Here is a 25,839-nt window from a genome sequence, read left to right as displayed (position 1 = left end):
CCCTAGTCGGGTTGAAGCAATCAGATGATGAGCAGTAAGACCGGAGGGTCCGCAGTTACAGACGACCACCAGTCGGGTTGGGGCCACACTAGTGCGCTGAGGAGGAGCGCGGTGACTGCGACGGACGAAGCCCGGCGCGGCGGCCTCAAGACCTATCTGTGGTGCGACACAACGTCGAGACGAACCACGATGCCACTCGAGCCAGCCGACATCTACGAGCGCGTCGCGGAGTCGTGTCACTTCCCGGCCGAGCGGGCGACCGTCGTCGAGGCGGTGGGCGACGTCGAGGTGGGCGCGGACGACGGCACGTCGGTGTCGCTCGAGTCGGTGCTCGCGCGCACCGACGAGTCTTCGTTCGCCTCCGCGCGCGACCTCCACCACGCGGTGCTCGCGAATCTCGGCGAGGAGCACGTCGGGCGCACCGACTACGACGACCGCTCGTCGAACCCGGCGCGCGACTCCCAGGAGTCCTTCTAGAGCCCGACGCCGTACGTGAGGTCGACGTCCGCGATGCGCCACTCGCCGTCGACGCGCTCGAAGCTGTCGCGGTAGGTGGCCTGTTGGACGCCGCGCTCGCCGTCCGGCGTCTCGTGGTAGAGTTCGAGGTACCACCGCCCGGTGGCGGTGTCCCCGTCGACGTCGACGACGGCGTTCGTGACGACGTGTGCGGTCTCGTCGTAGACGTCGTCGAAGACGTCCGCGCCGAACGCTTCGAGTTCGTCGCGGCCCTCGTAGGTGGTGCCGTCGTCCATCACGAAGCGGCCGTCCTCCGTGAAGAGCGTCGCCCATTCGGCGTAGTCGCCGTCGTCGATTCGGTAGCAGTACTGGTGCTTGAGCCGCTCGATGGCGGCGACGTCTGCAGCGCTCATACGCACGGGTGCGCTCGCCCCCGTTGTTAGCGCTGGCGTCGCGGCGAGCGTTGCGCCGACGTCCCGCGATGCGACGTCTTATCCGTCTTCGGCGTCTCGATAGCGTATGACGATTTCTGATGGCGACACGGTAACCTTCGAGTACACGGGACGACTGCAGGACGGCACGGCCTTCGACACCTCGCGCGAGGACGTCGCCGAGGAGGAGGGTATCGCGGACGACCGCCGCGATTACGAGCCGCTGACCGCCGAAGTCGGCGCGGGCGAGGTCATCGAGGGGATGGAGGACGGTCTCGTCGGCCTCGACGCCGGCGAGTCGGACACGCTCGAGATCCCGCCGGAGAAGGCGTACGGCGAGCGCACCGACGAGCGCGTGCAGGAGTTCGAGACCGAGCAGCTCGTCGAGATGCTCGGCCAGCGCCCCGAGGAGGGCGACCAGCTGCAGGCGCAGAACGGCCAGCGCGGCACGGTCACGCACGTCGACGACGACGTCGTGAAGGTCGACTTCAACCCCGAGCTCGCCGGCGAGACGCTCGTCTTCGACATCGAAGTCGTCGACGTCGAGTAACTCCCGCTCTCGCGCCACACGATTTCTCGGTTCTTTCGACGAGCGAGCGGTAGCGCCGGCATCGGCGCCAACGCCGAGCGCCCCGAGTACCGTCCGGCGACGGCGACGAACGTCTCGACGCGCTTCGCGGCCCGCTCTCGCCGTCGCCGGCGGCGCTCCAGTCCACGACGAACGCGACGGTGTTTGTGGACGGGGCCACCTCCGCTTTCGATACACCGGCTCGTCGCCGGTGCTCGCTTCGGAGTCCGAAGCGCAAACGCGGTAAACGAGCCCCTCCTTCGTACGAGTGCGATGAGCGAAACGTACACCGTCACCGGCATGTCGTGCGAGCACTGCGAGCAGAGCGTCGAGGACGCCGTGGGTGCGCTCGACGGCGTCGAATCCGCGGCCGCGGACAACGAGGCCGACACGCTCGTCGTCGAGGGGGCGCCCGACGACGACGCCGTCGCCGACGCCGTCTCGGAGGCCGGCTACGAGCTCTCGGCCTGAATCGCACGCCCGCTTTCGACTCCAAAGCTCGCGGCCGTTCTCGCTTTTCTGTGACGGCCGAAACCCATCTGAACGGTCCGTGAGTAGCCACCACCACAGGGGAATCCATGGATACACGCGACTACCTGATACTCGCCGGCCTCGCCGGACTCACCGTCGTCGTCGGCGCGGTGACGACGACGAAACCGCTCGACGCCTTCCTCCTCACCGGTGCGGTCGAGGCCGCGCGGACGACCGCGTCGATGGTGTGGGTCACGTGGTGGGCGCTCGTCCTCGGCTTCGCCATCGCGGGCGGCGTCGAAGCGTGGGTGGACGCCGAGGACATCGCCGACCACCTCGATAGCGACGGGCCGCGCGCGCTCGCGCTCGGCACCTTCTTCGGGTTCGTCTCCTCCTCGTGTAGTTACTCCGCGATCGCGACCGCGAAGAACCTCTACAAGAAGGGCGCGAGCGCGGGCGCGTCCCTCGGCGCGTTCATGTTCGCGTCGACGAACCTCGTCATCGAGATCGGCTTCGTCATCTGGCTCCTCCTCGGCTGGCAGTTCGTCCTCGCGGACTTCCTGGGCGGGCTCGTCCTCATCGTCCTGATGGCGGCGGTCTTTCGCTACCTCGTCCCGGACGAGATCCTCGAAACCGCGCGCGAGCACGCGACGGCGGACGACGACACCGTCGAGTGCCCGAACTGCGGGATGGACGTCGACCCCGAGGAGACGGCGTACACCCGCGAGGTCGAGGGCACCACCTACTACTTCTGCTCGGCGTCCTGCATGGAGTCGTGGAACCCCGAGACGGCGAACACGACGATTCGCGAGCGCGCCACCAGCCTCGCGGGGTGGCGCGACCTCGCGGACAAACAGCACAAGGAGTGGGGGATGCTCTACGACGAGATCGCGCTCGGCTTCGTCTTCGCCGGCATCCTCGCGGGCTTCGTCCCGCAGTCCGTCTGGACGGCCGTCTTCGACGCCCACCTCTTCGGCGTGGACGCCCTCTACGTCGTCGCGATGGCGGTCGTCGGCGCCGTCGTCGGCATCGTGACGTTCGTCTGCTCCGTCGGCAACGTCCCCTTCGGCGCGCTCCTCTACACCGAGGGCCTCCCGTTCGGCGGCGTGCTCTCCTACATCTACGCCGACCTCATCATCCCGCCGATCATGCAGGCCTACCGGGAGTACTACGGCGGGACGTTCGCGGCCATCCTCTCCGTGACCATCTTCGCCTGCGCCGTCGTCACGGGCGTGCTGGTTCACGTCGTCTTCGTCGCCCTCCACGCCGCCACCGGCATCACGTTCGTCCCCGACCCCGCGACCGTGCGCATCACCGAGATCCAGATCGAGCTCAACTACAAGGCCGTGCTGAACGCGCTTGCGGTCGTCGCGTTCGCCGTCCTCTACTGGCTCCACGCCACCGGCGACGACGGCGAGATGGCGCACGACCACGGCGACGCGAGCGACCACTAACGCCGCGTTCGCCGTCCCATCACGTTAAGAGGTGTCGCCGCGTCTCGGCTGACGACACGTGCGCACGACGCTCCGCGACTCCGTCGCTCGCCTCCCGCCGTACCGGACGCTCGGCCTGTTCGCCGGCCCGCTCTGCTTCGCCCTCCTGTACGCGACGAACCCGGTTGAGGTGTCGGCGGACGCGAGCGCCGTCCTCGCGGTCACCGGTTGGATCGTCGTCTGGTGGGTCACGGAGGCCATCCCGATTCCCGCGACGAGCCTCCTCCCGCTCGCTCTCTTCCCGGTCGTCGGCGCAGCACCGATTGGTACGGTGTCCACCTCGTACGCCGACCCGGTCGTCTTCCTGTTGCTCGGGGGCTTCTGCATCGCGCTCGCCGTCGAGCGCTGGGACCTCCACCGGCGCGTCTCGCTCGCCGTCGTCACCGCCGTCGGCGTCGGGAGCGCGCGCTTGCTCCTCGGGTTCATGCTCGCCGCCGCCGTCCTCTCCATGTGGATCTCGAACACCGCCGCCGCGATGCTGATGGTGCCCATCGCGGCGTCCGTCATCTCACAGCTCCAGTCGCCGAGCCCCGAAGCGTCCGTCGAGGGCGGTATCGTTCCCGGTATCGAGGCCGACCCCGACTCGCTCCCGCAGACCGCGTTCGGGCGCGCGCTCATGCTCGGTATCGCGTACGCGTGCGCCATCGGCGGAATCGCCACCGTCATCGGAAGCCCGCCGAACGCCGTCCTCGTCGGCGTCGCCGAGTCCGCCCTCGGCGTCGAAATCGGCTTCCTCGACTGGATGCTCGCCGGCGTCCCGCTCGCCGCCGTCATGCTCGTCGCGACGTGGCTCCTCCTCCTCCGCCTCGAACGCCCCGAACTCGACCTCGGCCCGGCGGACGTCGCCGCCGTCGAAGGGCAACTCGGCGAACTGGGGGCGATGTCTCGCGGCGAGCGTCGCGTCCTCGGCGTGTTCTGCCTCGTCGCCGCCGGCTGGCTCCTCCGGCCGTTCGTCCTCGCGGACGCCGCGCCCCTGCTCACCGACGCCGGCATCGCGGTCGTCGGTGGCGTCCTCACGTTCGTCGTCCCCGTCGACCTCTCGAAGCGCCAGTTCCTCCTCGCGTGGGAGGACACGACCCGCGTCCCGTGGGGCGTCCTCCTCCTCCTCGGTGCCGGCTTCGCGATCGCGAGCGCCTTCCAGCGGAGCGGCCTCGATCACGTCGTCGCGGGCGCGCTCGCCGGACTCGGCGGTCTCGATCTCCTCGCGCTCGTGTTCCTCGTCGGCATCGTCGTCCTCGCGCTCACGAACGTCACCTCGAACACGGCCACGGCGACGCTCTTCATGCCCGTGATGCTGAGCCTCGGCCCCTCGCTCGGCGTCTCGCCGGTGACGCTGATGACGACCGCGGCGTTCGCGGCGTCGTTCGCGTTCGTCCTCCCTGTGGGGACGCCGCCGAACGCCGTCGTCTTCGCTAGCGGCTACCTCACCATCCCGCAGATGGCGCGCACCGGTGTCTGGGTCTCGCTCGTCGGCGCAATCGCGCTCGCACTGACGGTCGCGTTCTGGCTCCCCGTCGTCTGGGGGTTCTGATCGCGACCGACCGGTCACTTTTCGAGCGACGACGCGCTCCTTCCGGACGCGCGTCAGTCCAAGAGCGAAAGTTCAATACGAATCAATCACATCGGTAGTCGATAAGGGGATATAATGGCATACGATAATATTGATACGGAGCTGATCAACGCGATGCTCGGGAACGGGCGCGCGAGTCTGCGCACGCTCGCCGAGGAACTCGACGTCTCCGTCACCACCGTCTCGAATCACCTGAAGGACCTCGAAGAGGAGGGCGTCGTCACCGGCTACACGCCGATCATCGACTACGACCGCCTCGGCTACGACGTGACCGCCGTCCTCCAGCTCAACGTCGAGGGATCTGCCATCCCGGACGTCACCGCCCACCTCACCGAGATCAAGGAGCTCACCTCCGTCTACGAGGTCACCGGCGAGTTCGACATCATCGCTATCGGGAAGTTCCGCGACACGGACGAGATGAACGCGCGCATCAAGGAGATACTCTCCGACGGCGACATCACGGGCTCCTCGACGTCCGTCGTGCTGAACGCCGCCGCCGAGAACGAGCAGTTCGAACTCGACGTCGAGTAGCGCGCCCTCAGCTCGCGCGGCCGTACCGTTCGACGTACCGCGTCACCTGCTCGGCGAGCCACTCGAGGGCCTGCTCGTCCTCCTCGTCGAACGCCGGCGTCTCTTCGTCCATCACGCAGAGCATCCCGAGCGACTCGCCGTCCGGCGACGTCAGCGGGGCGCCCGCGTAGAACTCGAACTCGTACTCGTCGGTGATCGCCTCGTAGCTCACGCGCGGGTCCGAAGCGAGGTCGTCGATGACGAGCGGGCCGTCGCCGACGATCCCGTGTGAGCAGACCGCGTCCGTGCGCTCGAGCGTCTCCCACTCGACGCCCTGCGCCGTGAGGAACTCCTCCTCCTGCTCGGCGACGACGCCGACGAAGCCGACCTGCGCGTCCACGCACTCGCGCGCCGTCGTCGTCAACCCGTCGAGGTGCGCGCTCAACATCGGCTGCTCGAAGTCGTACTCGGCGAGGCGCTCGAGGCGCTCGGACTCGCCGATCGGAACCGGGTAGCCCGTCCACTCCTCGCGGACCGCCGTTCGAACCGCGAGTTCGACGTCGCGCGGGTCGGCGTCCGCGTCGGCGACGACGCACGGCGTCTCCGGCGCCCGCTCGAGCAACGCCCCGAGCGCGTCCGTCTCCGCCAGTCGCGGGTCCGCGACGACCGCGTCGACGTCGTCGACGGGAACGTCCGCCGGCGTCGCGCGCGCGGCGTCGAGGTCGTCGAGTGTCGGCCCCCCAGCCGACTCGTCGCTCGATACGTAGCAGATCGAAATCTCCCCCATCGCGTGCATCGGACGGTCAACCGTATGCGACTTTCCGGCAAGAACGTACCGGCCGTCCGCGACACGTCTCGCCGGTTTCGCTCGCGCCACCGGTCGCGACGGGAACGGCGTCTCCCGCCGCGCGCCGCGTCCGGTTCTCGGAAACCGGGAACTGGTGGCGGTCCTTTCACCGGTGGTCGCGTAGGTGGACGCGTGATGTCTCCCGTGTCAACCGACGGCGAACCCGACTCCGGCGGCGAGCCGCGTCCGGCGCTCCCCGTGCGGTTCACGGACGCCGACGGCCGCCGCATCGCCCTCCGGACGTACGTGGGCGAGGGCGACGCGCTCGCCGAGATGTACGCGTCGTTCGAGCCGACGGACCGCGCGCAGGGTCTCCCACCCGCCACCGACTCGCGGCTGCGCGCGTGGCTCGACGACCTCCTCGACGACGGCCTGCACGTGCTCGCGTGGCACGGCGACGCCGTCGTCGGCCACGTCGCGCTCCTCCCCATCGGGGACGGGCGCGCCGAACTCGCGATCTTCGTCGCCCACGACTACCAGCGCGCCACGATCGGCACGCATCTCGTCGAAACCGCGCTCGAGTACGGGCGCGAACGCGGCATCGAGCGCGTCTGGCTCACCGTCGAGCGACGCAACCACGCCGCGCGGCGTCTCTACGAGTCCGTCGGGTTCCGCGAAGTCGCGAGCGGCGCGGAGCACGAGTTCGAACGCGACCTGTAGGCCTCGGGACTCAAAGCGCGTAGAGGAGCACGAGGAGCGCGAGGAACAGGAGGAAGAACACGACGCCCAACCAAGGACTGTCCGCGCCCTCGCTCGCGTCGGTCATCTCGATGAGCGGCCCATCGTCCATGCTACTCTCTACCAGTGCGATTCGCTAATTCGTTTCGGTACGTCTTATCCGACGGCACGCGCGACGGAGGGAGAAAGAACCCGGCTCAGCCGAGGACGTAGGCCAGCGCGGGATACCGCTCGACGAGCGTCTCGCCGTCGACGTCGTAGTTCTCGACGTACCGGTCGAGGCCGAGGATGCGCCCGCCCGCGAACGCGGCGACGGAGAGGAAGACGAGCATGTACGCGAAGTCGCCGTTGATGACCCCGTGGGCGACCTCCCAGTTCCCGAAGTAGAACATGAGCATCATGAGCGCGCCGAAGAACGCGGCGAGGCGCGTCATGAGGCCGACGAGGAGGCCGAGGCCGATGAGGAGTTCACCCCACGGGACGGCGACGCTCGCGAACTCGACGAACCACGGCGTCGCGCCCATCCACGCGAAGACGGGCGCGAGCGGGTTCCCGTTCGCCGCCGCGACGTTCGCGAGGTAGCCGCCCGCCCCGAACGGCTCCGCGGCCACGAGCTTCGTGAACCCCGAGTACGCGAACGCGAATCCCATCATGAGTCGGAGCGCGAGCACGAACCACGCCGACAGACTGTGCACTTTCGCGTGGACGGTCACGCCGCCCACCCTGCTCTCGAGTTCGTTCACGCCGGTTTCGAATTTGGCTGCCATTTCTGTAACACCTTACATGTGAGACGAGGCGGGCAGGGGGGATATACCGACTAGACGGTCCTCACGTTGCGAGAACCGGGCGCGCCTACCGCATCGCCGCGAGCGCGACGTACGGCCCCTCCTAGGCGGAGAGCCACTCGGTGAGCGGGTCGTCGGGGTCGGCGGGGAAGAGCGTGCAGGCGTCGGGGCCGTCCTCGGTCGCCTCGACGTGCGCGAGCAGGCCGGTCGCACACGTGGCGTGCGTCCGCGCGGCGTCGTCCGCGTCCGGCGGTGGCGTCGGCATACGGCCGAACGTGTTCACGCGCCCACATCATAGGGTGGCGGTTCGGTTCCAGCGCGCTGAGAACCACCCCCGACATCGACAACCGACAGTCTGATAGTTCGAGACCGGGTGAGTGCGAGTATCGCGGCGTCCCGACCGCCCGTCGCCGCCCGACCCGGAGAGTACGAATGCAAGAATACGAGTTCGACTGTCCCGATTGCGGCCAGCACATCGAGGTCAACGACCCGATGCGCGACGCCATCCTGACGAACGGCTGTCCGATCTGCTCGACGGCCGTCACGGCCGAGGACTTCGTCGACGGCTGAGCGGTCACTCCTCGCGGTCGATCTCGGTGTGGCGGCCGCTCAACTCGTCGGGCTTCAGCGCGTAGAGCTGGATGTCGAGGTCGCGCTTCGACCCGCCCCAGATCTCGAAGAGCGGACGCTTCGCGCGGCCGTACTGCGTGATCTGCTCGGGGGACAGCGTCGACGGGTCGATCTCCTCGAGCGTGCCGGCGGCGACGGCGCTCCGGTAGGTCGTTCCGCCGTCGGCCTCCTCGTAGACGACGAGGCGCGCGCGCGGCGCGGACGCGAGGAACTGGCGTTTCTCGCTCTCCGGCGTCGAGACGAGTCGGAGGTAGACGGTGCGCTCGTCGGCGTCGTAGCCGTAGGAGACCGGGATCGCGTACGGCTCGTCCGTCTTCGCCAGCGAGAGGACGCCCGTCTCCATCTCCCCGAGGAAGGCGTCCGTCTCCCCCTCACTCATCGCGGTCTCTTCGGCGAGTACCATGATCGTGTTCGGACAGAGCGTACGTGCCGTCTTAAGACGTTCCCCTCGGCCCGCCGAGGCCTCACTCCCCGAGGACGTCCTCGAGGAGCTTGGCCTGTGCGGCGACGAGGTGCTCGGTGAACGTCGACTGCGCGATACCGAGGTCGGCGGCGAGCTCGGTGGCGTTCGAGCGACGCGGGCGCTCGAAGTAGCCCCGGTCGTAGGCCGTTTCGAGCACTTCGCGCTGGCGGGCGGTGAGCCGGCCGGGGTTGACGAACACGCGCTCCTCGGGGTCTCCCTCGAGGGGCGGTTGGAGGAGGCGCTGGACGTCGACGCTGAAGCGCTCGCGGAGGTCGGCCATCGCGTCCTGGAGCGTCGCGAAGTCGGCGGCGTGGAAGTCGAGCGTGACGTCGCCGGAGTCGGCGACGTAGCGGTGGACGGGACAGCCGAACGCGCCGAGGCGCTCGCACGGGCAGTCCGCGTCGTCGTCGTGCGTGATCCGATAGGCGTGTTGGGTACCGTAGGAGAAGACGCGCTCGGCCTCGACGCCGTCCGGAATCGCGTCGGTGGCAGCGAGGAACTCGGTGACGCTCGCGGCGCCCTCGACCGCGACGCTCGTCGAGACGTGCGTGATCGGCGCGTCCGCCCGCTCGGAGAACGCCGCGAGCGCACAGCCGGCTGGCGCGTCGAACGACACCGTCGCGCGGATTCCCGACCCCATCGTCCGCTAGTGGTTGCGCGAGCAGCGACTTGAGTGCGGTGATGTGCGCGCGAGTATTAGCGGCGTTTTCACCGGCTAAGAACGGACGCGGTCGCTTTAGTCCTGCCTGTCGTACCCACGGGTATGAGTCACGCCGAGACCCGGACGTTCACCTGCTCGGAGTGCGCCGCCTCCATCCCGCTCACCGCCGCGACGCGCGCTGCCATCCTCGCGAGCGGCTGCCCGTTTTGCTCGAGCGCCGTCTCGGAGGACGCCCTCGACGACCCGTAGACCGCCTCTCCCCCGTCAGCATATAAACCACCCCGGATAGCGGTGGCGCAGACTGGTGGCTCTGGCTCCACTACACTGGAGTATGAGCCAGTCCGCGACGGATGCCGTTCGCTCGCAGCACCGCCAGCCAGCCACGCCCGACGACGCGGCCGTGACGGACCCGGCGGCCGTGCAGGACGTCCTCGACGTCCTCGACGACGCCGACTGTCAGGCGATCATCGAGGCGACGAGCGCGGACGCCCGCTCCGCGTCGGAGCTCGCGGAGCGCTGTGACATCCCGCTCTCAACGGTCTACCGGAAGCTCGAGGCGCTCACGGACGCGGGCTTTCTCGCCGAGCGCACGCGCGTCCGCCGCTCGGGGCGGCACGCGAACGAGTACGAGCGCTGCGTCGAGGAGGTGACGCTGCGCGTCGACGGCGACGGCTCGTTCGCCCTGCGCGTCGAGCGGCGCTAAACGAGCAGTCGGAGGATGACGAAGACGACGCCGAGCGAGCAGACGGTGGTGACGAAGACGTTCGTGGAGGCGAGGCGGGCGTCGCCGCCGAGTTCGTTCGCGTAGATGAACGTCGAGACGGCGGTCGGCATCGCGAGCATCACGGACCCGGCCTGTACGGTCGCGATGTCGCTCGTGAGGAGGGAGAGCGCGGCGAGGCCGAGCAGCGGCATGAGGAGGACTTTGAGGGCGACGACGCTCCCGACGGTGGGGACGTCGACGCCGTCGAGCGAGAGGGTGAGCGAGGCGCCGACGGAGAGGAGCGCGGCGGGGAGCGCGAGCGTCGACACCCACCCGAGCGCCGTGCTCGCGGGCCCCGGTACCGGCACGCCGAACGCGGCGAACCCGAGGCCGAGGAGGAGCGCGGCGATGACGGGGTTGCGCGCGACGCCCGCGAGCTCGTCGCGCAGGGAGGCCTCCGCGTCGTTCATGGACGTGAGGAGGACGACGGTCATCGGTATCTGGATGAGCGCGCCGATACCGAGGAGGATGCCGGCTTTCGCGGTGGCGGCGCTCCCGAGCGTCATCGCGACGATGGGGAGGCCGAGGAACCCGAAGTTCGTGTGGTAGGACTGGACGATGGCGACGCTGCGCGCGGCGCGCGTCGGGATGCGCCGGTGAACGAGCCAGCCGATGCCGGCGACGCCGAGGAGGACGACGAGGAACGCGGCGACCATCTCGACGGAGAGCACGTCCTCGAGCGGGGTCGCGGCCGTCGAGTCGAAGACGAGCGCGGGGAGCGCGACGTAGAACGCGAACGTCGTGAGGGCGTCGGCGCGCTCGGCGGTGAGGACGCCGGCGCGCCGGGCGCCGAAGCCGACGCCGAGAAGCGCAAGCAGGTAGAGAATCTTGACCGCGAGGTCCATACACGACGGCTGGCGAGCGAGGGGCTTGCGGCTTTCGTTCCCGGCGTGGACGCCACGCGAGTGTGGACGGCGAACGCGTGTCCCTCGACGCCGAGAACCGCCGCCGGGTCAGTTCCCGGTGACGATGCTGGCGACGCGCTCGCGGTCGAAGAGCCGTTCGTCGGCGGGAATCTCGGGGTAGGGCTGGCCGCTCGTGTAGCCCGGCCACTCGCCGAAGATTTCGGGGTAGAGCTGTTTGGCGGTCATCTCGATCTGGAAGAGGTTCATCAGCGGGCCCTGATAGCGCATCCCCTGTGCGTAGACGCGGTCGTTCTGGACGGCCGAGAGCGTCTGGCCGACCTCGTGCGAGCGCAGCTGCTCGCGGACGTTCGCCATGTCGTAGCGCGGCGTCATCCCCCAGAGGTGGAGGATGACGTCGGGGTCGGCGTCGGCCATCGTCTCGTAGCCGACGGAGCCCCAGAGGCCGTCCCACTCCTCGCTCCCGAAGGCGTCGTTGGCGGCGAGCGGGCGGGTGTCGGCGAGCCAGAAGCCGGGGCGGTTGAGGTGGTAGGTCCAGAACTGGCCGTCGCCGAGGGTGACCCGAACGGCCGTGGGGCGCTCGTCCTCCGGCGGGAGGTTCGCGTCGATGTGCGCGATGAGGTCGTCGTAGACGGACTGGAGGGCGGCGTAGCGCTCCTGTTCCTGGAAGACCTGCGCGACCTTCCCGAAGATCTCCCAGAGCGTGTAGTACTCGTAGCCGTCGCGGTAGGCCTCGGGCGGGTTCGCGTGCGTGCCGCTGTAGAAGTTCCCGAAGAACGGCCCGACGTTCTCGGCGACGTCCGCGACGTCGCTCTCGCTCCAGTTCTTCTGCGTGCTCGCCCACGCGGGCCCGAGGAGGTGGAGGTCGCTGTCGAGGCTGTAGAAGAACTCCTTCGAGAAGTTGTCGTAGGGGTTCGGGAGCCCCTCCCAGTCGAAGGAGACGCCCTCGAGGCGCTCGTAGTAGCGGTTCATCGTCGTCCCCGCCATCTCCGGGACGAACATCGAGTTGATGGCGTCCTCGTGGCCGAGCGCGACGAGCATGTCCTGATACTGGTTGTACATCGTGAAGACGCTCGTCGGCACCTCGTCGAACTCGACGTCGCCGACGGGCGACATCGAGACGGTGTAGGCGCCGTCGCTCGTCGTCGTGGTCGTCGTGGTCGCGGTGCCCGTCGTGCTCGACGCGTCGCCGGTGTCGCCCGAACAGCCGGCGACGAGGCCGCTCCCGACGAGCGCGCCCGTACCGACGAGGTAGTCGCGCCGCGACAGCCGGCCGCCTGTTTCGTCCATGGTTCAGGTATTCCTAATCAGTCGTATATGGATTTCGAATTTTAGGCGGGCCGAAAGTACCGTCGCTGCGGGGCGGCGCTCAGGCCGGTCCGAAGCTCTCGATGGCGGCCTCGCTCGGGTCGCGGCCGTCCGCCTCAAGGACGGCCTTCGCCTCCTCGACGAACTCGTCGAAGCCGAAGACGTAGACGTTCGCCGTCTCCCCCGTGAGGTGCTCGCCGTCGAGTGCATCGACGACGGCGACGGTCGCGCCGGCCTCACGGAGCGCGGCGAGGCGCGCTTCGTGGGGCGGGTTCTCGCCGCGATAGACGACAGTGGCGGCGTTGCCCGCGTCGATGGCGCGCTCGGCGATGCCGACGGCGGGCCCGATACCCGGTCCGGCGGCGTAGACGACGACATCGCCCTCGCCGCGGTACTGGACGTGCCCGAGCGGGCCCTCGACGTCGACGGTGTCGCCGACCGCGCGGTCGGCGAGCCACGTCCCCAGCGACTCCTCGGCGGACTCGCCCTCGGGGTAGCCCACGGTTATCTCGAAGGTGCCCTCGACGTCGGGCGAGGAGATAGTGTAGTAGCCGGCGTCCCCGTCGGCGTCCTTGCGGACGAGGACGAACTGGCCGGGCGCGGCGTCGAACGCGTCGGGCGTCGAGAGCGCGAGGGCGACGGTCTGCTCGCCCACGGACTCGACGGCCTCGACGGTGACTTCGGTCATGCGCTCGCGTACGGGCGAGCGAGTGATAAGGCGTGCGTCCGCCGACGGCTCGGCCCCTTCCTCAGTCGAGGCGGACGGCGCCGCCCTCCTCGCTGGAGCGGTAGATGGCGTCGATGACGCGCTGGACCTGCAGGCCCTGCTCGGGCGTGTTGATTTCGGGGTCCTCGCCGGCGGCGACGGCGTCGAGGAAGAGCTCGTCCTCGGCGGCGTGCCCGCTCGGCTCGATCTCGCCGTCGAGCGTGGTGTCGACGTACTGGTCGGTGCCCTCGGTGGTGCAGGAGAGGAGCGTGAGGTCCTCCTCGCCGAGCTCGAACTGCGCGCCGGCGTCGGTGCCCCAGACGTGGAACTCGTGGGTGGGCTCGCGGTTCGCCGCCCACGAGACCTCGAGCGAGATGGTGGTGTCGTCCGCGCAGCGGATGAAGGCGCTGACGGAGTCGTCGACGTCGAAGCCGCCCTCGCTCGTGTCCCAGTTGCCCGCCCAGCCGTCCGGGTCGGCGTACTCGTCGCGCGTGCCGAACTCGGCGCGCGTCACGCCCGACACCTCGACGACCTCGGGGTAGTCCGCGAGGTAGAGCGCGAGGTCGATGGCGTGGACGCCGAGATCGATGAGCGCGCCGCCGCCGGAGAGCTCGCGGTTCGTGAACCACGAGCCGAGGCCGGGGATGCCGCGCCGGCGGAGGTAGTTCGCCTCGACGTGGTCGACGTCGCCGAACTCGCCGGCGTCGCGGCGCGTCGTGAAGACGTCCGCCGGGGTCGTGAAGCGGTTGTGGAAGCCGACCATGAAGAACGCGTCGCTCGCCTCGGCGGCCTCGACGATGCGTGCTGCGGAGTCGAGGTTGTGCGCGAGCGGCTTCTCGCAGAGCACCGCGATGTCGCGCTCGAGGGCGTCGACGGCGGCCGGTTCGTGGAACTTGTTCGGCGTCGTGATGATGACGGCGTCGGGGTCCTCGGCGTCGTACATCCGCTCGTGGTTCGCGTAACCCGCCGCGTCGAACTGGTCGGTGAACGCGTTGCGCACGTCCTCGACGACGTCCGCGCCGGCGACGACGTGATGGCCGTGCTCGCGGGCGTTGTGTGCGTGCGTCCGTCCCATGCCGCCGCAGCCGACGATTCCGACTCGCACTGTCTCACTCATTTCCGTTCGAGAGAGGTGTGGGGATTACTAACGCGTTTCGGAGTTGCTTCCTCACGCGAGGCTGGCGACGACGCCCCGGGCCTTCGCGCGCAGACGGGCCGAGGCGAGGACGAGCGCGAGGTAGACGACGCCGCCGAGCGCGACGAGCGCGGCGAGGCCGCCGAGCGTGCCGGCGTCGACGAACGCGCGAGCGAGGGCGATGACGCCGCCCATGCCGAGCGCGGCGCCGACGCACCAGCCGATGTCGCGGGCGTCGACGGCGAGCGGGGTGAGCCGGGAGAGCGCGACGGCGAGGACGACGCCGTGGAGGCAGACGGCGGCGGCGGTGGCGCTCGCGGCGCCGAGGAGGCCGTAGCGCGGGACGAGAACGACGTTGAGCGCGACGTTCAGCGTCGCGGAGCCGACGGTGGCGTACGCGCCGGCCTGCGGGCGGTCGAACGCCCGAACGCCCGCGTCGAGGACGACGTTCACGGCGGTGACGAGTTTCTCGCCGGCGAGCACGACGAACGCGGCGGCGGCGACGGTGAACGCGGGGCCGAAGAGCACGCCGAGGAGCTCCCGGCTCAGGAGCGCGATGCCGACGAACGCGGGGATGACGAGGACGAGCGAGGCGGTGACGGCGTCGGCGAGCGTCGCGCGGACCCGGTCGAGTTCGTCGCGGGCGTGCCACGCGCTCAGCTGCGCGAAGACGGTGTTCGAGACGACGTTCGCGACGAGGAGGAGCATCGCGGTGACGCGCCACGCGAGCTCGTAGGCGGCGACGAACGCGGGCGTGAGGAAGTAGCCGACGACGAGGAGGTCCATGCTGTTGTAGACGTAGCCACCGAGGGCGCTGACGCCGTTGTACTTCGCGTAGCGGACGAGCGAGCGGAACTGCGCGCGGCCGGGTCGCGCGACGCCCGTGGAGACGCGGAGCGCGCCGACGGCGAGGAGGACGGCGTAGCTCGCGACGAACGCGTAGACGAGCGCGCGGACGCCGTAGTCGAACTGCACGAGCGCGACCGCGACGAGGACGTAGACGGCGAGGCGCGCGAACGAGAGGAGTGCGGTCTCCTCGACGCGCAACTCGGCGCGGAGGACGTGGAGGGTGAGGACGCCGAACTCGTAGACGAGGACGCCCGCGACGAGCGGGAGGGTGAGCGGCGCACCGACGTAGGCGTCCACGTACGGGTGGAGCGGGTAGGCGAGGAGGACGAACGGCGCGAGGAGCGCGAGCTTGAGGCAGACGGCGGCGGTGAGCGTCGCGTCACCGGCTTCGCCCTCGCTGATGCGTTTCTCGACGGCGTCCCGGAGGCCGAAGTCGGTGACGGTCGTGACGGTGTTGAGGACGGCGTCGAAGAGGAAGAAGACGCCGAGCGCGCTCGCGCCGAGCGCCCACGCGAAGTAGACGGTGCTCGCGAAGCCGACGAGGACGTTCAGCGCCTCGACGACGGTGAGGAGGAGGCCGGCGCGCGCGAGGTCGACCTGCCGGGGCCGCGTGGGCGCGACGGCGGCGAACGGCGACTCGTCGGGGAGCCTGACGCGCGCCTCCGCGCCCGCTCCCTCCGCCTCGTCCCGCGGATCGCCGTCGCCGTCGTCTCGCCCGGTCATTCCGGCGGCCGGAAGTACGGGTGGGTGTTGATGGTGCGGATGAGCACGGCGGTGAACAGCAGGAGGACGCCGGCGACGGTGAAGCCGGCGGTCGCGATGGTGAAGCCGACGGAGACCAGCCCCGTCGCGAGGAAGCGCTGGAGGGCGCCGACGCCGAGGAGCGAGCCGAGGAGGACGCTCATCGCGCCCGGAAGGCCGACGAGCACCATCGGGTGCGTGTGCTCGACGACGCCGACGATGTTCCGCACGAGGCCGAGGCCGTGTTCGAGCGCGCCCTCCGTGCTCGTCCCCTCGAGGTCGTAGCGGATGGTCGTCGGGACCTCCGCGAACGCGAAGTCCTCCCGGTCGAGCGCGTAGAGGATGTCCGTGCTCGCCCACATGCCGTTCCCGACGTCGCGCGCCCCCTCGAGGACGTGGACGGCTTCGAGCGTGTAGGCGCGATAGCCGCTCTGCGTGTCGTGTATCCAGTCCTGCGGGAGGAAGCGACCCATGCTGAGGTTCGTGAGGAGGTTGACGACGCCGAGACCGACGGCGCGGACGGCGGGGAGGTGGGTCTCGCTGCCCGCCATGTAGCGGTTGCCGATGACGACGTCCGCCCGCTCGGTGCGCTGGGCGGCGACGAGTCTCGGGACGTCCGAGGGGTCGTGTTGGCCGTCCGCGTCCAGCGTCACCGTGTAGTCCGCGCCGCGCGCGGCGGCCTCGCGGAAGATCGTCTTCAGCGCGCCGCCGTACCCCTTGTTGCGGGCGTGCTCGACGACGACGGCGCCCGCGTCGCGCGCGACTTCCGCGGTCCGGTCGCCGCCGCCGTCCTCGACGACGAGCACCATGTCCGCGTACCGGCGGGCCTCGCGGACGACGTCGCCGATGGTGGCCTCGGCGCGGTAGGCGGGGATGCCGACGAGGACGTTCGGGTGGTCGACGCGCTGAGGGTCGCTCTCGGGGACGGCATCGACCTCCCAGCCGTCGTTCGCGAACGCGTCGAGCGTCCGGCCGTAGTCGATTCGCGGGCACGAGCGGGGCTGGAAGACGATGCCGGGGTGGCCGTTCGCGCGCGCCGCAGCGGAGAGCGCGCGCCGGCGTGCCCGCTCGCGCTCCGCGTCGCTCTCGCCGACGGCGGCGTCGGGCGGGCGGACGACGGCGGCACCGAGCTGCTCGGCGAAGCGCACGACCTCGGCGTCCGGGTCGCCGACGTAGGTGACGTACGTCTCGAAGCCGTGCGCGCGAGCGCGGACGACGGTCCGGTAGACGGCGTCCGCGTACGCGTCGGTGGCGACGACGCCGACGGCGGGCGAGCCGGCCGTCGGGCGGTGGAAGACGCTCGGGCCGGCCGCGCGCTCGTGGGCGGCCCAGCTCCCGACGACGGGGCCGGGGACGGCGTCCGGGTCAGTCACGCCCGCCTGCGTCGACGGGTCGACGAGCGTCAGCGGCACCCAGCCGCCGTCCGGGGAGCGCCACCGGATGGCGGGGTCGACGCGCCACCCGGCGTCGCGCTCGAGCGCGCCGACGTGGAGGAGTTCGGGCGCGGGGAGCTCGTCGGCGGAGACGGGGCCGGCCGCGTCCGCGTCGAGGAGGTAGTGGACGGCGAGCGACTCGCCGGGGCCGAGCGAGACCGTGGACTCCAGTCGGCCGCCGGCGAGCCGCCCCCACGCGGGCTCCGGGGCGTCGCCTTCGGTCGTCGCGACGTAGCGCCCGCCGGGGATGCGGTCGGCGAACCGGACGACGACGGGCGTGTCCGCGCTCGACCGGAGTTCGATTTTGATGGCCGGACGGACGAAGCCGCCGCTGACGACGCTCTTCTCGACGACGACCGCGTCGTCGCTCGCGGCTGTCACGCCCCGCTCCCCCCGCCGACTCGCACCCATGCGTGGAGTTCGTCGTCCGCGTTCGCGGCCGTCGGGTCGCTCGGCACGGCGCCGTGGTAGACGAGGAAGACGAGGCGCGCGCGCTCGGCGGGCGCGTCCGGGCGCACCGTCACGGACGCCAGCGCCTCCCCGCCGGTGGGGACGGCGACATCTACCCGATCGAGTTCCGTCCGCGACACCGGGTCGGGCAGCGACTCGTCCGACGCCGTCGCGTTCGCGTCGTATCGTTCGATGACGGTGACGACCGTCGCGTTCGTCGCCCCGCTCGCGCCGACGGCGACGGTGTAGGTCGCGGGCGCGTCGACGGTGAGGGTGCGCGGGTAGTCGGCCGCGACGGTCGTCCCGTTCTCCGCGTGCAGGAGTGCGGCGTGCGTCGAGTCGGCCGCTCCGCCGGCACCGCCGGCGTCGTGCGCGTAGACGCCGCCCGCCGCACCGAGGACGGCGACGACGGCGACGACGGTCAGCGCGGCGTCGAGGCGGCTGCCGTGCGACCACGCGGCGAGGCGCGCGCGGGCGTCGCCGAGCGCGGGCCGATAGCGGAGCGCCGCGTGTGTGCGCCGGCGGCGGTACCACGCGACGCCGCAGAGCGCGAGCGTCAGCGCGCTCACGCCCGGGAGGACGGTACGTGCGCCGAACGCGCCGAGCGCGGCGGCACCGAGGCCGACGGCGCCGACGACGGTGACGCTCCCGCCGATGGCGAGCGCGAGGCGGCCGAGCGCGGAGAGGCGCGGATCGTCGGGTCCCTCGCGTTCGCCGTCGCCGGCCAGCGCCGACGCGCGCGGGTAGCAGGCCGCGACGAGGGCGTAGCCGGGGACGACGAGGAGGACGGGGAGGGCGACGACCGCTCGCAGCGGCGTCTCGCGGACGACGGGGAGGACGGCGACGGCGGACGCGAGGAGCACGCCGCACGCGACCCCGAGGAGGTCGGCGGCCTCACGCGGTCTGCCGTCGACTCCGAACATACTGCTCCCTCGCGTGCGGCGGACAAAAGTGCGGTGGTCCGCCGGGACGCCACCTCTAAGGCGGTGTGGGCTGTCGATTCGGAGCGTGAACCCCGAACGCGTCCGCCACCGTGCCCTCCCGGGCGCGCTCTGCGTCCTCGTCGGCGTCCTCCTCGGGACGCTCGGTGCCTCGCTCCCCGCCTTCGTCCCGTGGAGCCCGCCCGTCTGGGGGACGCTCCTCCTCGCGCTCGGCGGCGTCGCCGCCGTCGCGGGCGTCTTCGACGTCTTCCTCTCGCCCGGTACCGCCGTCCCGCACGCCGTCGCGGCCGCCCTCCACGACGCGCGCGCGGCGGACGTCGAGGCGCGCGTCGATACGGACGCCGTTCGCCGCGTCTACCGCCCCGACGGCCGACTCTCGCTCGTCGCGCCCGACACCGCGCTCGACGGCGCGTCGGGAGACGACGCCGCCGTAACGCTCGAACCCGTCGGCGCGGCGCTCATCGAGCACGTCCCCGGTATCGACGGCGCGGACGACCGCGCGGCGCTCGTCGCCCGCCTCGCGGACGCGGCGACCGGGCGCTTCGAACTCGCCGACGACGTGACGCCGCTCGCGGTCACCGAGGCGCGCGTGCGCGTCGCCGTCGCCGACTGTCTCGTCGGCGACCCGGCGGCCGTCGACCACCCGGTCGCGTCGCTCTTCGGCGTCGCGCTCGCCGCCGACGCGGACGCGCCCGTCGCCGTCGACCTCTCGCAGGCGGACGGCACGGCAGTGCTGACCGTCCGTCAGGTGTAGACGAGGGCGTCGCTGAGGGCGCGCAGTACCGCGTAGCTGTGCCGGGCGGCGAGGCCGAGGAAGAGGACGACGCCGAGGAGGAGCACCCACCGGAGGCGCGCGCGCCACGTGGGACGGACGTGGACGGGCGCGTCGACCACCACGGCGACGAGCAACGAGAGGAGTGCGGCGACGACGGCGGTGTCGGGCGTCAGCACGCCCGCGACGGCGAAGACGGGGAGCGCGACGAGCGTCAGCGCGGCGTGGCGGCGGACGACGCGGCGCTGTCGCGGGGTCGGCATTGTCGAGCGAACGCCCGCGCGCGACTTAACGCTTTCAGGCGTCCTCGGCGAGGTCCTCGTACGCCTCGCGGAAGCGCGACTCGCAGGTCGGACAGCAGAACTGGTAGAGCTCGCCGCCGAGGCGGGCGGCCGTCCCCTCGCTGGTGACGGTGTTCCCGCACTCCGCACAGGAGATGGCGAAGTCGGCGTCGGCGACGCTGTTCGTCCACTCGCTCTCCGCGAGGACGCGGACGGTGTAGTCGTCGACGACGCTCGTGTCGACGGCGTCCGCGAGCCACGACTCGACGTCCGCGTCCGGGCGGCCGACGTGCGCGACGACGTGCGCGTCGGCGCTCCGATAGGCGTGCTGGGTGCCGTCGGCGTCGAGGAGGGCGTCGTAGACGGCGCTCGCGTGCCCGGGTTCGACGGCCACGTCGACGAGGAGTCGGACGCGCTCGGTGAGCTTCGAGCGGTCGACGTTCACGGTGAACTGCTCGATGACGCCGACCTCGCGGAGGCGCGAGACGCGCTCGGAGACGGCGGGCCCGGAGAGGCCGACGACGTCGCCGATCTCGCTGTAGGGCCGTCTGGCGTCCGCGAGGAGGAGGCGGAGTATCTCGAGGTCGGTCTCGTCGAGGTCGCGCATGGGTCGGCTACGGCGCGCGACCGCATGGCGGTTTCGACACCGGGGGTCGCGTCCGACAGCGCCCCCGTCGGGCGACGAGCGGGACGCGGGCCGAACCTACTTGTCGCGGGCGGGCGAATCGCCGCCCGTGAAGCCGACACACGGCGGTGATGTGGCGTGACGTACGAGAACGTCCTCGTGACGACGGACGGGAGCGGCGGCGTACAGGACTCGGTGACGCAGGCGCTCGACATCGCCGAGCGCGCGAACGCGACCGTCCACGCCCTCTACGTCGTCGACGACAGCGTGCGCCGGCGGGTCGCGGCGGCCGCGTGGCCGAGCGACGACATTCGCGTCGAGGCCGAGAACGCCGTCGCGTCTATCGGCGGGGCGGCGAGTCGGGCCGGCCTCGACGCCGAGACCGAGATCCGCGAGGGCACCCCCGCCGACGAGATCCTCGCGTACGTCGACGAGCACGACGTCGACCTCGTCGTCATGGGGACGCACGGGCGGACGGGCCCCGAGCGGGCCGTCCTCGGGAGCACGACGGAGCGCGTCCTCCGGCGCGCGGACGTCCCGGTGCTCGTCGTTCGCGCGACCGAGCATCCGGTCTGACGCTCAGTCTCCGAGCGCGACGACCTGCGCGTCAGTCGTCACCGCCAGCGCTTCCTCGTCGCCGTCGCCGTCCACGTCGGCGCTCCGCAGGCCCGCCCAGATAGCGGCGTCGCCGTCCCACGACCACGTCCCGACGGGCGCGCCGGTGGAGGCGTTGAACGCGCTGACGGGGCCGTACGCGGCCGCCGCGACGACTTCCTCGTCGCCGTCGCCGTCGAGGTCCGCGAGCGTCGGCGGCGGCACGTAGCGCCGCTCCTCGTCGAGCGTCCGGTTCCACACTTCGCGACCGCTCACGAGGTCGTAGGCGTAGAGGCGGCCGTCGTCGTTCGTCGCGTACGCGAGCGTTCGCGCGTCGGGTGCGGGCGCGCCGACCGCGCCGACGGCGGGCGTCCCCGGGTAGTGGCGCTCCCAGAGCCGCGTCCCGTTCGCCGCGACCGCCTCGACGTGCGTGTCGCCCTCGCCGGCGGTTCCGGCGGCGTTCGCGCCGGACGCGACGACGACCTCGGTGTCGCCGAGGCGGCCGGTTCGGAGGAAGCGCGTGGGCGTCCCGGTCCGCCAGTCCGTCTCGCCGGTCGTCGGGTCGAGCGCGACGAGCCCACCCGCCGTCCCGAGGACGAGTTCGCGCGCGCCGCTCTCGCGGGTGACGAGCGCGGGGCCCTGCCCGCGAACGTAGTCCGGGAAGGTCCGGTTCCACGCGAGCGTCCCGTTCGGGTGGTAGGCCCGCACCTGCCCGGCCATCAGCGGGACGACGACGAGCGTCGGGTCCTCGACGACGACGAGCTGGGCGAACGGCACGCCGCTCGGGAAGGAGACGTTCAGCACCTCGGCGCCCGTGCGCGGGTTCGACGCGTAGAGGCGCTGCTCGTGCGTCGCCCACACGACCTCGGGCGCGCCGTCGCCCGTGACGTCGCCGAACGCGGGGTCGCCGACGGGCTGAGTGCCGCAGGCGTCCGCGGGCAGGGACTCGTCCCAGCGGACGCCGCCCGTGCCGTTCAGCACGACGAACGAACAGGAGCGGTTCGCGCCCACGTCGCCGAAGCCGGTGGCGATGTACGCCTCACCGTCGATGCGCGTCGCGATCGCGGGGTGGTGCGTGCCGCCGGGGTTGGCGGGCGTGTCGCTGTGCCAGACGGCGTCGAAGTCGTCGCCGTCGTCGAGGAGGGGGACGCCGGTACAGCCGGCGAGGAGGACGAGCGCGACGACGGCGGCGGCGAGCGCGAGCGACCGTGTGGTCATACGACCGCTTGCGGGCGCGCCTACGAGTGGTGATCGGTCTCCGAGTCGACCTCGACGACGGTGAGCTTCACCTGTTGGACGCCCTTCAGCGGGCGGAGGCGGGCGAGCAGCGCCTCGATGTCCGCGCCGTCGCCGTCCACGGCGATGGACTCGAGACAGAGGTGCGAGCGGAGGTGGACGTGGTGGACGGCGATGATGGTGTCCGCGAACTCGTGCTGGAGGCTCGTCATCTCCGCCGCGACGTCCGCATCGTCGTGGTCGTAGAGGACGACGACGGTGCCGCTGAGCGCGCCCGCGAGGTCGGTCTGGCGGTTGAACTCGGTGACGAACGCGCGGAGGGCGTCCCGCGTCGCCTCCGAGCGGCTGTCGTAGTCCCCGGCGTCGACGACGCCGTCGAGGTCACCGAGGAGGTCCGGCGGGAGGGTGACGCTCATCCGGTCGAGGTCTTCGCTCATGCTCGCCGACTCGCCCCGCGCCGAGTTAACACCCAGTATTACGATTCGCGACGAAAGTATTATCGCCCTGCCCACCGCTCACACGAAACGAATGCACGTCCCCGACGGCTTCCTCGACCCGTGGGTCGCGGGCCTCTTCTGGCTCGCGTCCGGCGTCGCCATCGGCGTCGCCGTCCGGCGCGCCCGCGACGAACTCGGCGACGAGCGCACGCCGCTCCTCGGTGTGGTCGCCGCCGGCGTCTTCGCCGCACAGATGCTCAACTGGCCGATCCCCGGCGGGACGAGCGCGCACTTCGTCGGCGGCGCGTTCGCCGGCGTCCTCCTCGGGCCCTCGCTCGGCGTGCTCGCCATGACCGCCGTCGTCACCATCCAAGCGCTCGTCTTCGGCGACGGCGGCATCGTCGCGCTCGGCATCAACCTCTTCGCGATGGCCGTCGTGGACGTCCTCGTCGGCTACGCGCTCTTTCGTGGACTCCGTGGGTTCCACCGCACCGGCGCGGCGTTCGCCGCCGGCTGGGGCGCCATCACCTGCTCCGCACTCGTCGTCGCCCTCGGCGTCGGCGCCTCCGACGCGTTCGCCTACCGGCTCGGCGTCACCGTCCCCGTGATGGTCGGCGGACACGCCCTCCTCGGCGTCGTCGAGGGCGCCATCACCGCCGCCGTCTACGGCGCCGTCGCGAACGCCCGCCCCGACCTCGTCCTCGGGGGCGCGCCCGTCGGCGAGGACGCGCTCGCCCGGGAGGTGGAAGCGTGACGCTCTCGCGTTCGCTCTCCCGGCCGTGGGTCCGGCGCGCGCTCGCCGTCGTCTGCCTCCTCGCCGTCCTCGCGCCCGCGTTCGCGTGGGCGTCCGGTGCCGTCGGCTACGCCGAACCGCTCGACAACGCCGCCGACGCGGCGGGCGCCGAGGACGCCGCCGTCAGCCACCACGCCGGCGTCCTCCCCGACTACGACGTCCCCGGCCTCGGCGCCACCGCCGGCACGCTCGTCTCCGCGTTCGTCGGCGTCGGCCTCACGCTCGCGCTCGCGCTCGGCGTCGGCCGCCTCCTCGAACGCGACTCGGAGCCGTGAGCGGCGCCGTCGGCGGCTCGGTCGAGCGCGTCACCGCCGTCCTCCGCGCGTTCTTCACCGCCGAGAGCGTCGCGCGCCGCGACGGCTTCCTCCAGCGTCGCGACCCCCGCGTCTCCCTGCTCGCCATCGCCGCGCTCTCGCTCGCCGTCGTCGTCTCGCGCACCCTCGCCGCGGTCTGCGCGCTCGGCGTGCTCGCCCTCCTGCTCGCGTGGCGCTCGCACGTCCCCCTCGAGCGGTTGCTCGCGCGCTCCGCCGTCGTCCCGCTCGCCTCCGCGCTCGTCGTCCTCCCGCAGGCCGTCCTCACGCCCGGCGACGCGCTCCTCGCCGGGTTCGGCCTCACCGTCACCGACGCCGGGGTCCGCTACGTCGTGCGCTTCACCCTCCGCGTCGGCGTCGGCGTCGCGCTCCTCTCCCTGCTCGTGATGACGACGCCGTTCTCGCGCGTCGTCGCCGCGCTCCGCGAGCTCCGCGTGCCGGTCGCGCTCGTCTGGGTCGTCGCCGTCACCTACCGCTACCTCTTCCTCTTCTTCGACGAACTCCGGCGCCTCGTCCTCGCGCGCAACAGCCGCACGACCCGCGACGGCGACGTCCGGGGCGGATGGCGCGACGCGCGCAACCTCGCCGGCACCTTCCTCCTGCGGACGCTCGAACGCGGCGAGCGCGTCGGCCGCGGAATGCGTGCGCGCGGCGGCGCGAACGCGCCCTCGCCCTACGGCCGGACGCGCGCGCTCGACGCCGGCGACTACGCGCTCGCGCTCTGCGCGGCGCTCTCGCTCTGCGCCTCGGTGGTGGTCCGATGGGCCGCGTGATCGACGCTCGCGGCCTCGTCCACGAGTACCCGGACGGCACGCGCGCGCTCGACGACGTCTCGCTCGCCGTCGAGGCGGGCGAGTCCGTCGCCGTCGTCGGGCCGAACGGGAGCGGGAAGAGCACGCTCCAGCTCGCGCTCGGCGGCCTCGTCACACCCACCGCGGGCCGCGTCGAGTACTTCGAGGAGACGACGGACGCCGAAGCCGTCCGCGAGCGCCTCGGCGTCCTCCTGCAGGACCCGGACGACTACCTGTTCAACACGACCGTTCGGGAGGACATCGCGTACGGCCCCGCGCAACTCGGGATGGCCGAGGCGCGCGCGGACGAGCGCGTCGCGGCCCTCGCGGACGCGCTCGGCCTCACCGACCTCCTCGACCGGCCGCCCTTCCGCCTCTCAGGCGGGGAGAAACAGCGCGCGGCCGTCGCGAGCGTCCTCGCGTTCGACCCGGACGTCCTCCTGCTCGACGAACCGCTCGGCGCCGTCGACGCCCACTACCGGGCGCGCATCCTCGAGCTGCTCGACGCCCACGACGGCGCGACGGTCGTCTTCACGCCGACGCTCGACGTCGTGCCCGAACTCGCGGAGCGCGTCGTCCTCGTCGGCACCGACGGCACCGTCGCGGCGGACGGCGGCGTCCGCGAGGTGCTCACCGACCGCGCCCTGCTCGACGCGCAGGGCCTCCGGCCGCCGACGGTCGTCCGACTCTTCGAGGGAGTGGTCGAGCGAGCGGAGATGCCGCTCACCGTCGCCGAGGGCCGACGCTACCTCCGCGAGCAGTAATTAGACCATCACGACGTCGTCGCGGAGCGCCGCGACGTCGTCGATGACGGCCTCGATGTCCGCTTCGGGAACGCCGTTCTCGCGCATCGCCTCGGCGAGGTAGTCGGCGACCCGGTCGAAGGCCTCGTCGGTGATGCCCATGCCCTCGTGGGCCTCCTCCATGTCGTCGCCGTCGTACTCCACGGGCCCGCCCGCGACGGCGCTGACGAACTGGACCTGGTGGGCAAAGAGCTCCTGCATCTCGGTGTCCTCGAAGTAGGGTTCGAGGAGGGGGTCGTCGAGGACGCGGTCGTAGAAGTCGTCGACGACGGCTTCGACGGCGTCCTGTCCACCGATTTCCGCGTAGAGAGACTGATCCTCAGCCATCGACCCACAGTACCGGCCGGAAATACATCCATCTGTGGCCGAACCCGTTCGGGTGGCTCAGGGGACGGAGACGAGCGGGCGCATCGCGAGGAACCCGAGCGCGGTACCGGCGGCGAG

34 protein-coding genes are annotated in these 25,839 nt (G+C 71.4%); 16 read left to right on the top strand and 18 right to left on the bottom strand.

Going from position 1 to position 25,839, the window contains the following annotated elements:
* Window positions 1-189: 189 nt before the first annotated feature.
* Entirely contained in the window at window positions 190-477 is a 288-nt protein-coding gene (locus IEY12_RS11145) for a DUF5789 family protein (protein ID WP_188883794.1), read from the top strand.
* On the opposite strand, the gene IEY12_RS11140 is transcribed toward IEY12_RS11145, so the two are convergent.
* Window positions 474-869, bottom strand: coding sequence for a nuclear transport factor 2 family protein (locus IEY12_RS11140; protein ID WP_188883793.1), 396 nt, complete (start codon window positions 867-869; stop codon window positions 474-476). The genes IEY12_RS11145 and IEY12_RS11140 overlap by 4 nt on opposite strands.
* A gap of 106 nt (window positions 870-975) precedes the next feature.
* Between IEY12_RS11140 and IEY12_RS11135 the strand changes: the two genes are divergently transcribed.
* The 5 genes from IEY12_RS11135 to lrp all read left to right on the top strand — a co-directional run bounded on the left by IEY12_RS11135 (window position 976) and on the right by lrp (window position 5,520).
* Window positions 976-1,437 carry an FKBP-type peptidyl-prolyl cis-trans isomerase gene (locus IEY12_RS11135; protein ID WP_188883792.1) on the top strand — a complete coding sequence of 154 codons (462 nt, stop codon included), beginning with the start codon at window positions 976-978 and terminating at the stop codon, window positions 1,435-1,437.
* A gap of 291 nt (window positions 1,438-1,728) precedes the next feature.
* Entirely contained in the window at window positions 1,729-1,926 is a 198-nt protein-coding gene (locus IEY12_RS11130; protein ID WP_188883791.1) for a heavy-metal-associated domain-containing protein, read from the top strand.
* A gap of 107 nt (window positions 1,927-2,033) precedes the next feature.
* Window positions 2,034-3,380, top strand: coding sequence for a permease (locus IEY12_RS11125; RefSeq protein ID WP_188883790.1), 1,347 nt, complete (start codon window positions 2,034-2,036; stop codon window positions 3,378-3,380).
* A 58-nt stretch (window positions 3,381-3,438) separates the two neighbouring features.
* Window positions 3,439-4,950: an SLC13 family permease gene (locus tag IEY12_RS11120; protein ID WP_188883789.1), complete on the top strand. Its 1,512-nt coding sequence runs from the start codon at window positions 3,439-3,441 to the stop codon at window positions 4,948-4,950.
* Between the two features lie 114 nt (window positions 4,951-5,064).
* Window positions 5,065-5,520 carry an HTH-type transcriptional regulator Lrp gene (lrp, locus tag IEY12_RS11115; protein ID WP_123077596.1) on the top strand — a complete coding sequence of 152 codons (456 nt, stop codon included), beginning with the start codon at window positions 5,065-5,067 and terminating at the stop codon, window positions 5,518-5,520.
* A 7-nt stretch (window positions 5,521-5,527) separates the two neighbouring features.
* Here the strand turns inward: lrp and IEY12_RS11110 are convergent, their stop codons facing one another.
* A complete protein-coding gene (locus tag IEY12_RS11110) occupies window positions 5,528-6,295 on the bottom strand; it encodes a GAF domain-containing protein (protein ID WP_188883788.1) in 768 nt (255 codons plus the stop codon).
* Between the two features lie 195 nt (window positions 6,296-6,490).
* On the opposite strand from IEY12_RS11110, the gene IEY12_RS11105 reads away from it, so the two are divergent.
* Window positions 6,491-7,006 (top strand): GNAT family N-acetyltransferase, encoded by a 516-nt coding sequence (locus IEY12_RS11105; RefSeq protein ID WP_425433168.1) that lies wholly within the window; start codon window positions 6,491-6,493, stop codon window positions 7,004-7,006.
* A 215-nt stretch (window positions 7,007-7,221) separates the two neighbouring features.
* Here IEY12_RS11105 and IEY12_RS11100 read toward each other — a convergent pair whose 3' ends face one another.
* Entirely contained in the window at window positions 7,222-7,791 is a 570-nt protein-coding gene (locus IEY12_RS11100) for a DoxX family membrane protein (protein WP_188883786.1), read from the bottom strand.
* A gap of 121 nt (window positions 7,792-7,912) precedes the next feature.
* The gene (locus IEY12_RS11095) at window positions 7,913-8,074 is read right to left on the bottom strand and encodes a DUF7511 domain-containing protein (protein WP_188883785.1); all 162 of its coding nucleotides are present in this window, start codon (window positions 8,072-8,074) and stop codon (window positions 7,913-7,915) included.
* A 167-nt stretch (window positions 8,075-8,241) separates the two neighbouring features.
* On the opposite strand from IEY12_RS11095, the gene IEY12_RS11090 reads away from it, so the two are divergent.
* Window positions 8,242-8,379 (top strand): DUF7560 family zinc ribbon protein, encoded by a 138-nt coding sequence (locus IEY12_RS11090; protein WP_188883784.1) that lies wholly within the window; start codon window positions 8,242-8,244, stop codon window positions 8,377-8,379.
* A 4-nt stretch (window positions 8,380-8,383) separates the two neighbouring features.
* Here IEY12_RS11090 and IEY12_RS11085 read toward each other — a convergent pair whose 3' ends face one another.
* Together IEY12_RS11085 and IEY12_RS11080 are read right to left on the bottom strand one after the other, a co-directional pair.
* On the bottom strand, window positions 8,384-8,842 hold the full coding sequence (locus IEY12_RS11085; protein ID WP_188883783.1) for a pyridoxamine 5'-phosphate oxidase family protein: 459 nt from the start codon (window positions 8,840-8,842) through the stop codon (window positions 8,384-8,386).
* A 61-nt stretch (window positions 8,843-8,903) separates the two neighbouring features.
* Window positions 8,904-9,542, bottom strand: a complete 639-nt coding sequence (locus IEY12_RS11080; protein ID WP_188883782.1) for a helix-turn-helix domain-containing protein — start codon at window positions 9,540-9,542, stop codon at window positions 8,904-8,906.
* Between the two features lie 123 nt (window positions 9,543-9,665).
* On the opposite strand from IEY12_RS11080, the gene IEY12_RS11075 reads away from it, so the two are divergent.
* Both IEY12_RS11075 and IEY12_RS11070 read left to right on the top strand, forming a co-directional pair.
* Complete coding sequence (locus IEY12_RS11075; protein ID WP_188883781.1) at window positions 9,666-9,812, top strand: DUF7560 family zinc ribbon protein; 147 nt, start codon at window positions 9,666-9,668, stop codon at window positions 9,810-9,812.
* A gap of 82 nt (window positions 9,813-9,894) precedes the next feature.
* Entirely contained in the window at window positions 9,895-10,266 is a 372-nt protein-coding gene (locus tag IEY12_RS11070) for a winged helix-turn-helix domain-containing protein (RefSeq protein WP_188883780.1), read from the top strand.
* Here the strand turns inward: IEY12_RS11070 and IEY12_RS11065 are convergent.
* The 7 genes from IEY12_RS11065 to IEY12_RS11035 form a co-directional block, all read right to left on the bottom strand.
* Window positions 10,263-11,171, bottom strand: coding sequence for an AEC family transporter (locus IEY12_RS11065; RefSeq protein ID WP_188883779.1), 909 nt, complete (start codon window positions 11,169-11,171; stop codon window positions 10,263-10,265). The genes IEY12_RS11070 and IEY12_RS11065 overlap by 4 nt on opposite strands.
* A 108-nt stretch (window positions 11,172-11,279) precedes the next feature.
* On the bottom strand, window positions 11,280-12,479 hold the full coding sequence (locus IEY12_RS11060; RefSeq protein ID WP_188883778.1) for an ABC transporter substrate-binding protein: 1,200 nt from the start codon (window positions 12,477-12,479) through the stop codon (window positions 11,280-11,282).
* Between the two features lie 79 nt (window positions 12,480-12,558).
* On the bottom strand, window positions 12,559-13,185 hold the full coding sequence (locus IEY12_RS11055) for a ferredoxin--NADP reductase (RefSeq protein WP_188883777.1): 627 nt from the start codon (window positions 13,183-13,185) through the stop codon (window positions 12,559-12,561).
* 61 nt (window positions 13,186-13,246) lie between these two features.
* On the bottom strand, window positions 13,247-14,320 hold the full coding sequence (locus tag IEY12_RS11050) for a Gfo/Idh/MocA family protein (protein WP_188883776.1): 1,074 nt from the start codon (window positions 14,318-14,320) through the stop codon (window positions 13,247-13,249).
* A 51-nt stretch (window positions 14,321-14,371) separates the two neighbouring features.
* Window positions 14,372-15,910, bottom strand: coding sequence for an oligosaccharide flippase family protein (locus tag IEY12_RS11045; protein WP_188883775.1), 1,539 nt, complete (start codon window positions 15,908-15,910; stop codon window positions 14,372-14,374).
* On the bottom strand, window positions 15,907-17,742 hold the full coding sequence (locus IEY12_RS11040; RefSeq protein ID WP_188883774.1) for a glycosyltransferase family 2 protein: 1,836 nt from the start codon (window positions 17,740-17,742) through the stop codon (window positions 15,907-15,909). Before IEY12_RS11040 ends, IEY12_RS11045 begins: the two co-directional genes overlap by 4 nt.
* Entirely contained in the window at window positions 17,739-18,734 is a 996-nt protein-coding gene (locus IEY12_RS11035) for a DUF1616 domain-containing protein (protein ID WP_188883773.1), read from the bottom strand. Before IEY12_RS11035 ends, IEY12_RS11040 begins: the two co-directional genes overlap by 4 nt.
* 85 nt (window positions 18,735-18,819) lie before the next feature.
* Between IEY12_RS11035 and IEY12_RS11030 the strand changes: the two genes are divergently transcribed.
* Window positions 18,820-19,506 carry a DUF7982 domain-containing protein gene (locus IEY12_RS11030; RefSeq protein ID WP_188883772.1) on the top strand — a complete coding sequence of 229 codons (687 nt, stop codon included), beginning with the start codon at window positions 18,820-18,822 and terminating at the stop codon, window positions 19,504-19,506.
* On the opposite strand, the gene IEY12_RS11025 is transcribed toward IEY12_RS11030, so the two are convergent.
* Window positions 19,497-19,787: a DUF8044 family membrane protein gene (locus IEY12_RS11025; RefSeq protein ID WP_188883771.1), complete on the bottom strand. Its 291-nt coding sequence runs from the start codon at window positions 19,785-19,787 to the stop codon at window positions 19,497-19,499. The genes IEY12_RS11030 and IEY12_RS11025 overlap by 10 nt on opposite strands.
* Window positions 19,788-19,821: 34 nt before the next feature.
* Window positions 19,822-20,412, bottom strand: a complete 591-nt coding sequence (locus IEY12_RS11020; protein ID WP_188883770.1) for an AsnC family transcriptional regulator — start codon at window positions 20,410-20,412, stop codon at window positions 19,822-19,824.
* A gap of 156 nt (window positions 20,413-20,568) precedes the next feature.
* Between IEY12_RS11020 and IEY12_RS11015 the strand changes: the two genes are divergently transcribed.
* Entirely contained in the window at window positions 20,569-21,006 is a 438-nt protein-coding gene (locus IEY12_RS11015; RefSeq protein WP_188883769.1) for a universal stress protein, read from the top strand.
* 3 nt (window positions 21,007-21,009) lie between these two features.
* Here the strand turns inward: IEY12_RS11015 and IEY12_RS11010 are convergent, their stop codons facing one another.
* Complete coding sequence (locus IEY12_RS11010) at window positions 21,010-22,242, bottom strand: outer membrane protein assembly factor BamB family protein (RefSeq protein WP_188883768.1); 1,233 nt, start codon at window positions 22,240-22,242, stop codon at window positions 21,010-21,012.
* Window positions 22,243-22,262: 20 nt separating this feature from the next.
* Window positions 22,263-22,697 (bottom strand): nickel-responsive transcriptional regulator NikR, encoded by a 435-nt coding sequence (nikR, locus tag IEY12_RS11005; protein ID WP_188883767.1) that lies wholly within the window; start codon window positions 22,695-22,697, stop codon window positions 22,263-22,265.
* A 91-nt stretch (window positions 22,698-22,788) separates the two neighbouring features.
* Here nikR and IEY12_RS11000 point away from each other — a divergent pair, with 91 nt between their 5' ends.
* Genes IEY12_RS11000 through IEY12_RS10985 form a run of 4 tightly spaced genes read left to right on the top strand, consistent with a single transcriptional unit; the run spans window position 22,789 to window position 25,356 of the window.
* The gene (locus tag IEY12_RS11000; RefSeq protein ID WP_188883766.1) at window positions 22,789-23,451 is read left to right on the top strand and encodes an energy-coupling factor ABC transporter permease; all 663 of its coding nucleotides are present in this window, start codon (window positions 22,789-22,791) and stop codon (window positions 23,449-23,451) included.
* A complete protein-coding gene (locus IEY12_RS10995) occupies window positions 23,448-23,765 on the top strand; it encodes a PDGLE domain-containing protein (protein ID WP_188883765.1) in 318 nt (105 codons plus the stop codon). Before IEY12_RS11000 ends, IEY12_RS10995 begins: the two co-directional genes overlap by 4 nt.
* A complete protein-coding gene (cbiQ, locus tag IEY12_RS10990; protein ID WP_188883764.1) occupies window positions 23,762-24,574 on the top strand; it encodes a cobalt ECF transporter T component CbiQ in 813 nt (270 codons plus the stop codon). Before IEY12_RS10995 ends, cbiQ begins: the two co-directional genes overlap by 4 nt.
* Window positions 24,562-25,356 (top strand): energy-coupling factor ABC transporter ATP-binding protein, encoded by a 795-nt coding sequence (locus IEY12_RS10985; RefSeq protein ID WP_188883763.1) that lies wholly within the window; start codon window positions 24,562-24,564, stop codon window positions 25,354-25,356. Before cbiQ ends, IEY12_RS10985 begins: the two co-directional genes overlap by 13 nt.
* Here IEY12_RS10985 and IEY12_RS10980 read toward each other — a convergent pair whose 3' ends face one another.
* The gene (locus tag IEY12_RS10980; RefSeq protein WP_188883762.1) at window positions 25,357-25,722 is read right to left on the bottom strand and encodes a group I truncated hemoglobin; all 366 of its coding nucleotides are present in this window, start codon (window positions 25,720-25,722) and stop codon (window positions 25,357-25,359) included.
* Window positions 25,723-25,839: the final 117 nt, after the last annotated feature.

The sequence above is a fragment of the Halarchaeum grantii genome (assembly GCF_014647455.2).
GTDB classification, from domain to species: domain Archaea; phylum Halobacteriota; class Halobacteria; order Halobacteriales; family Halobacteriaceae; genus Halarchaeum; species Halarchaeum grantii.
This window is presented reverse-complemented; position numbering and strand designations above follow the sequence as displayed.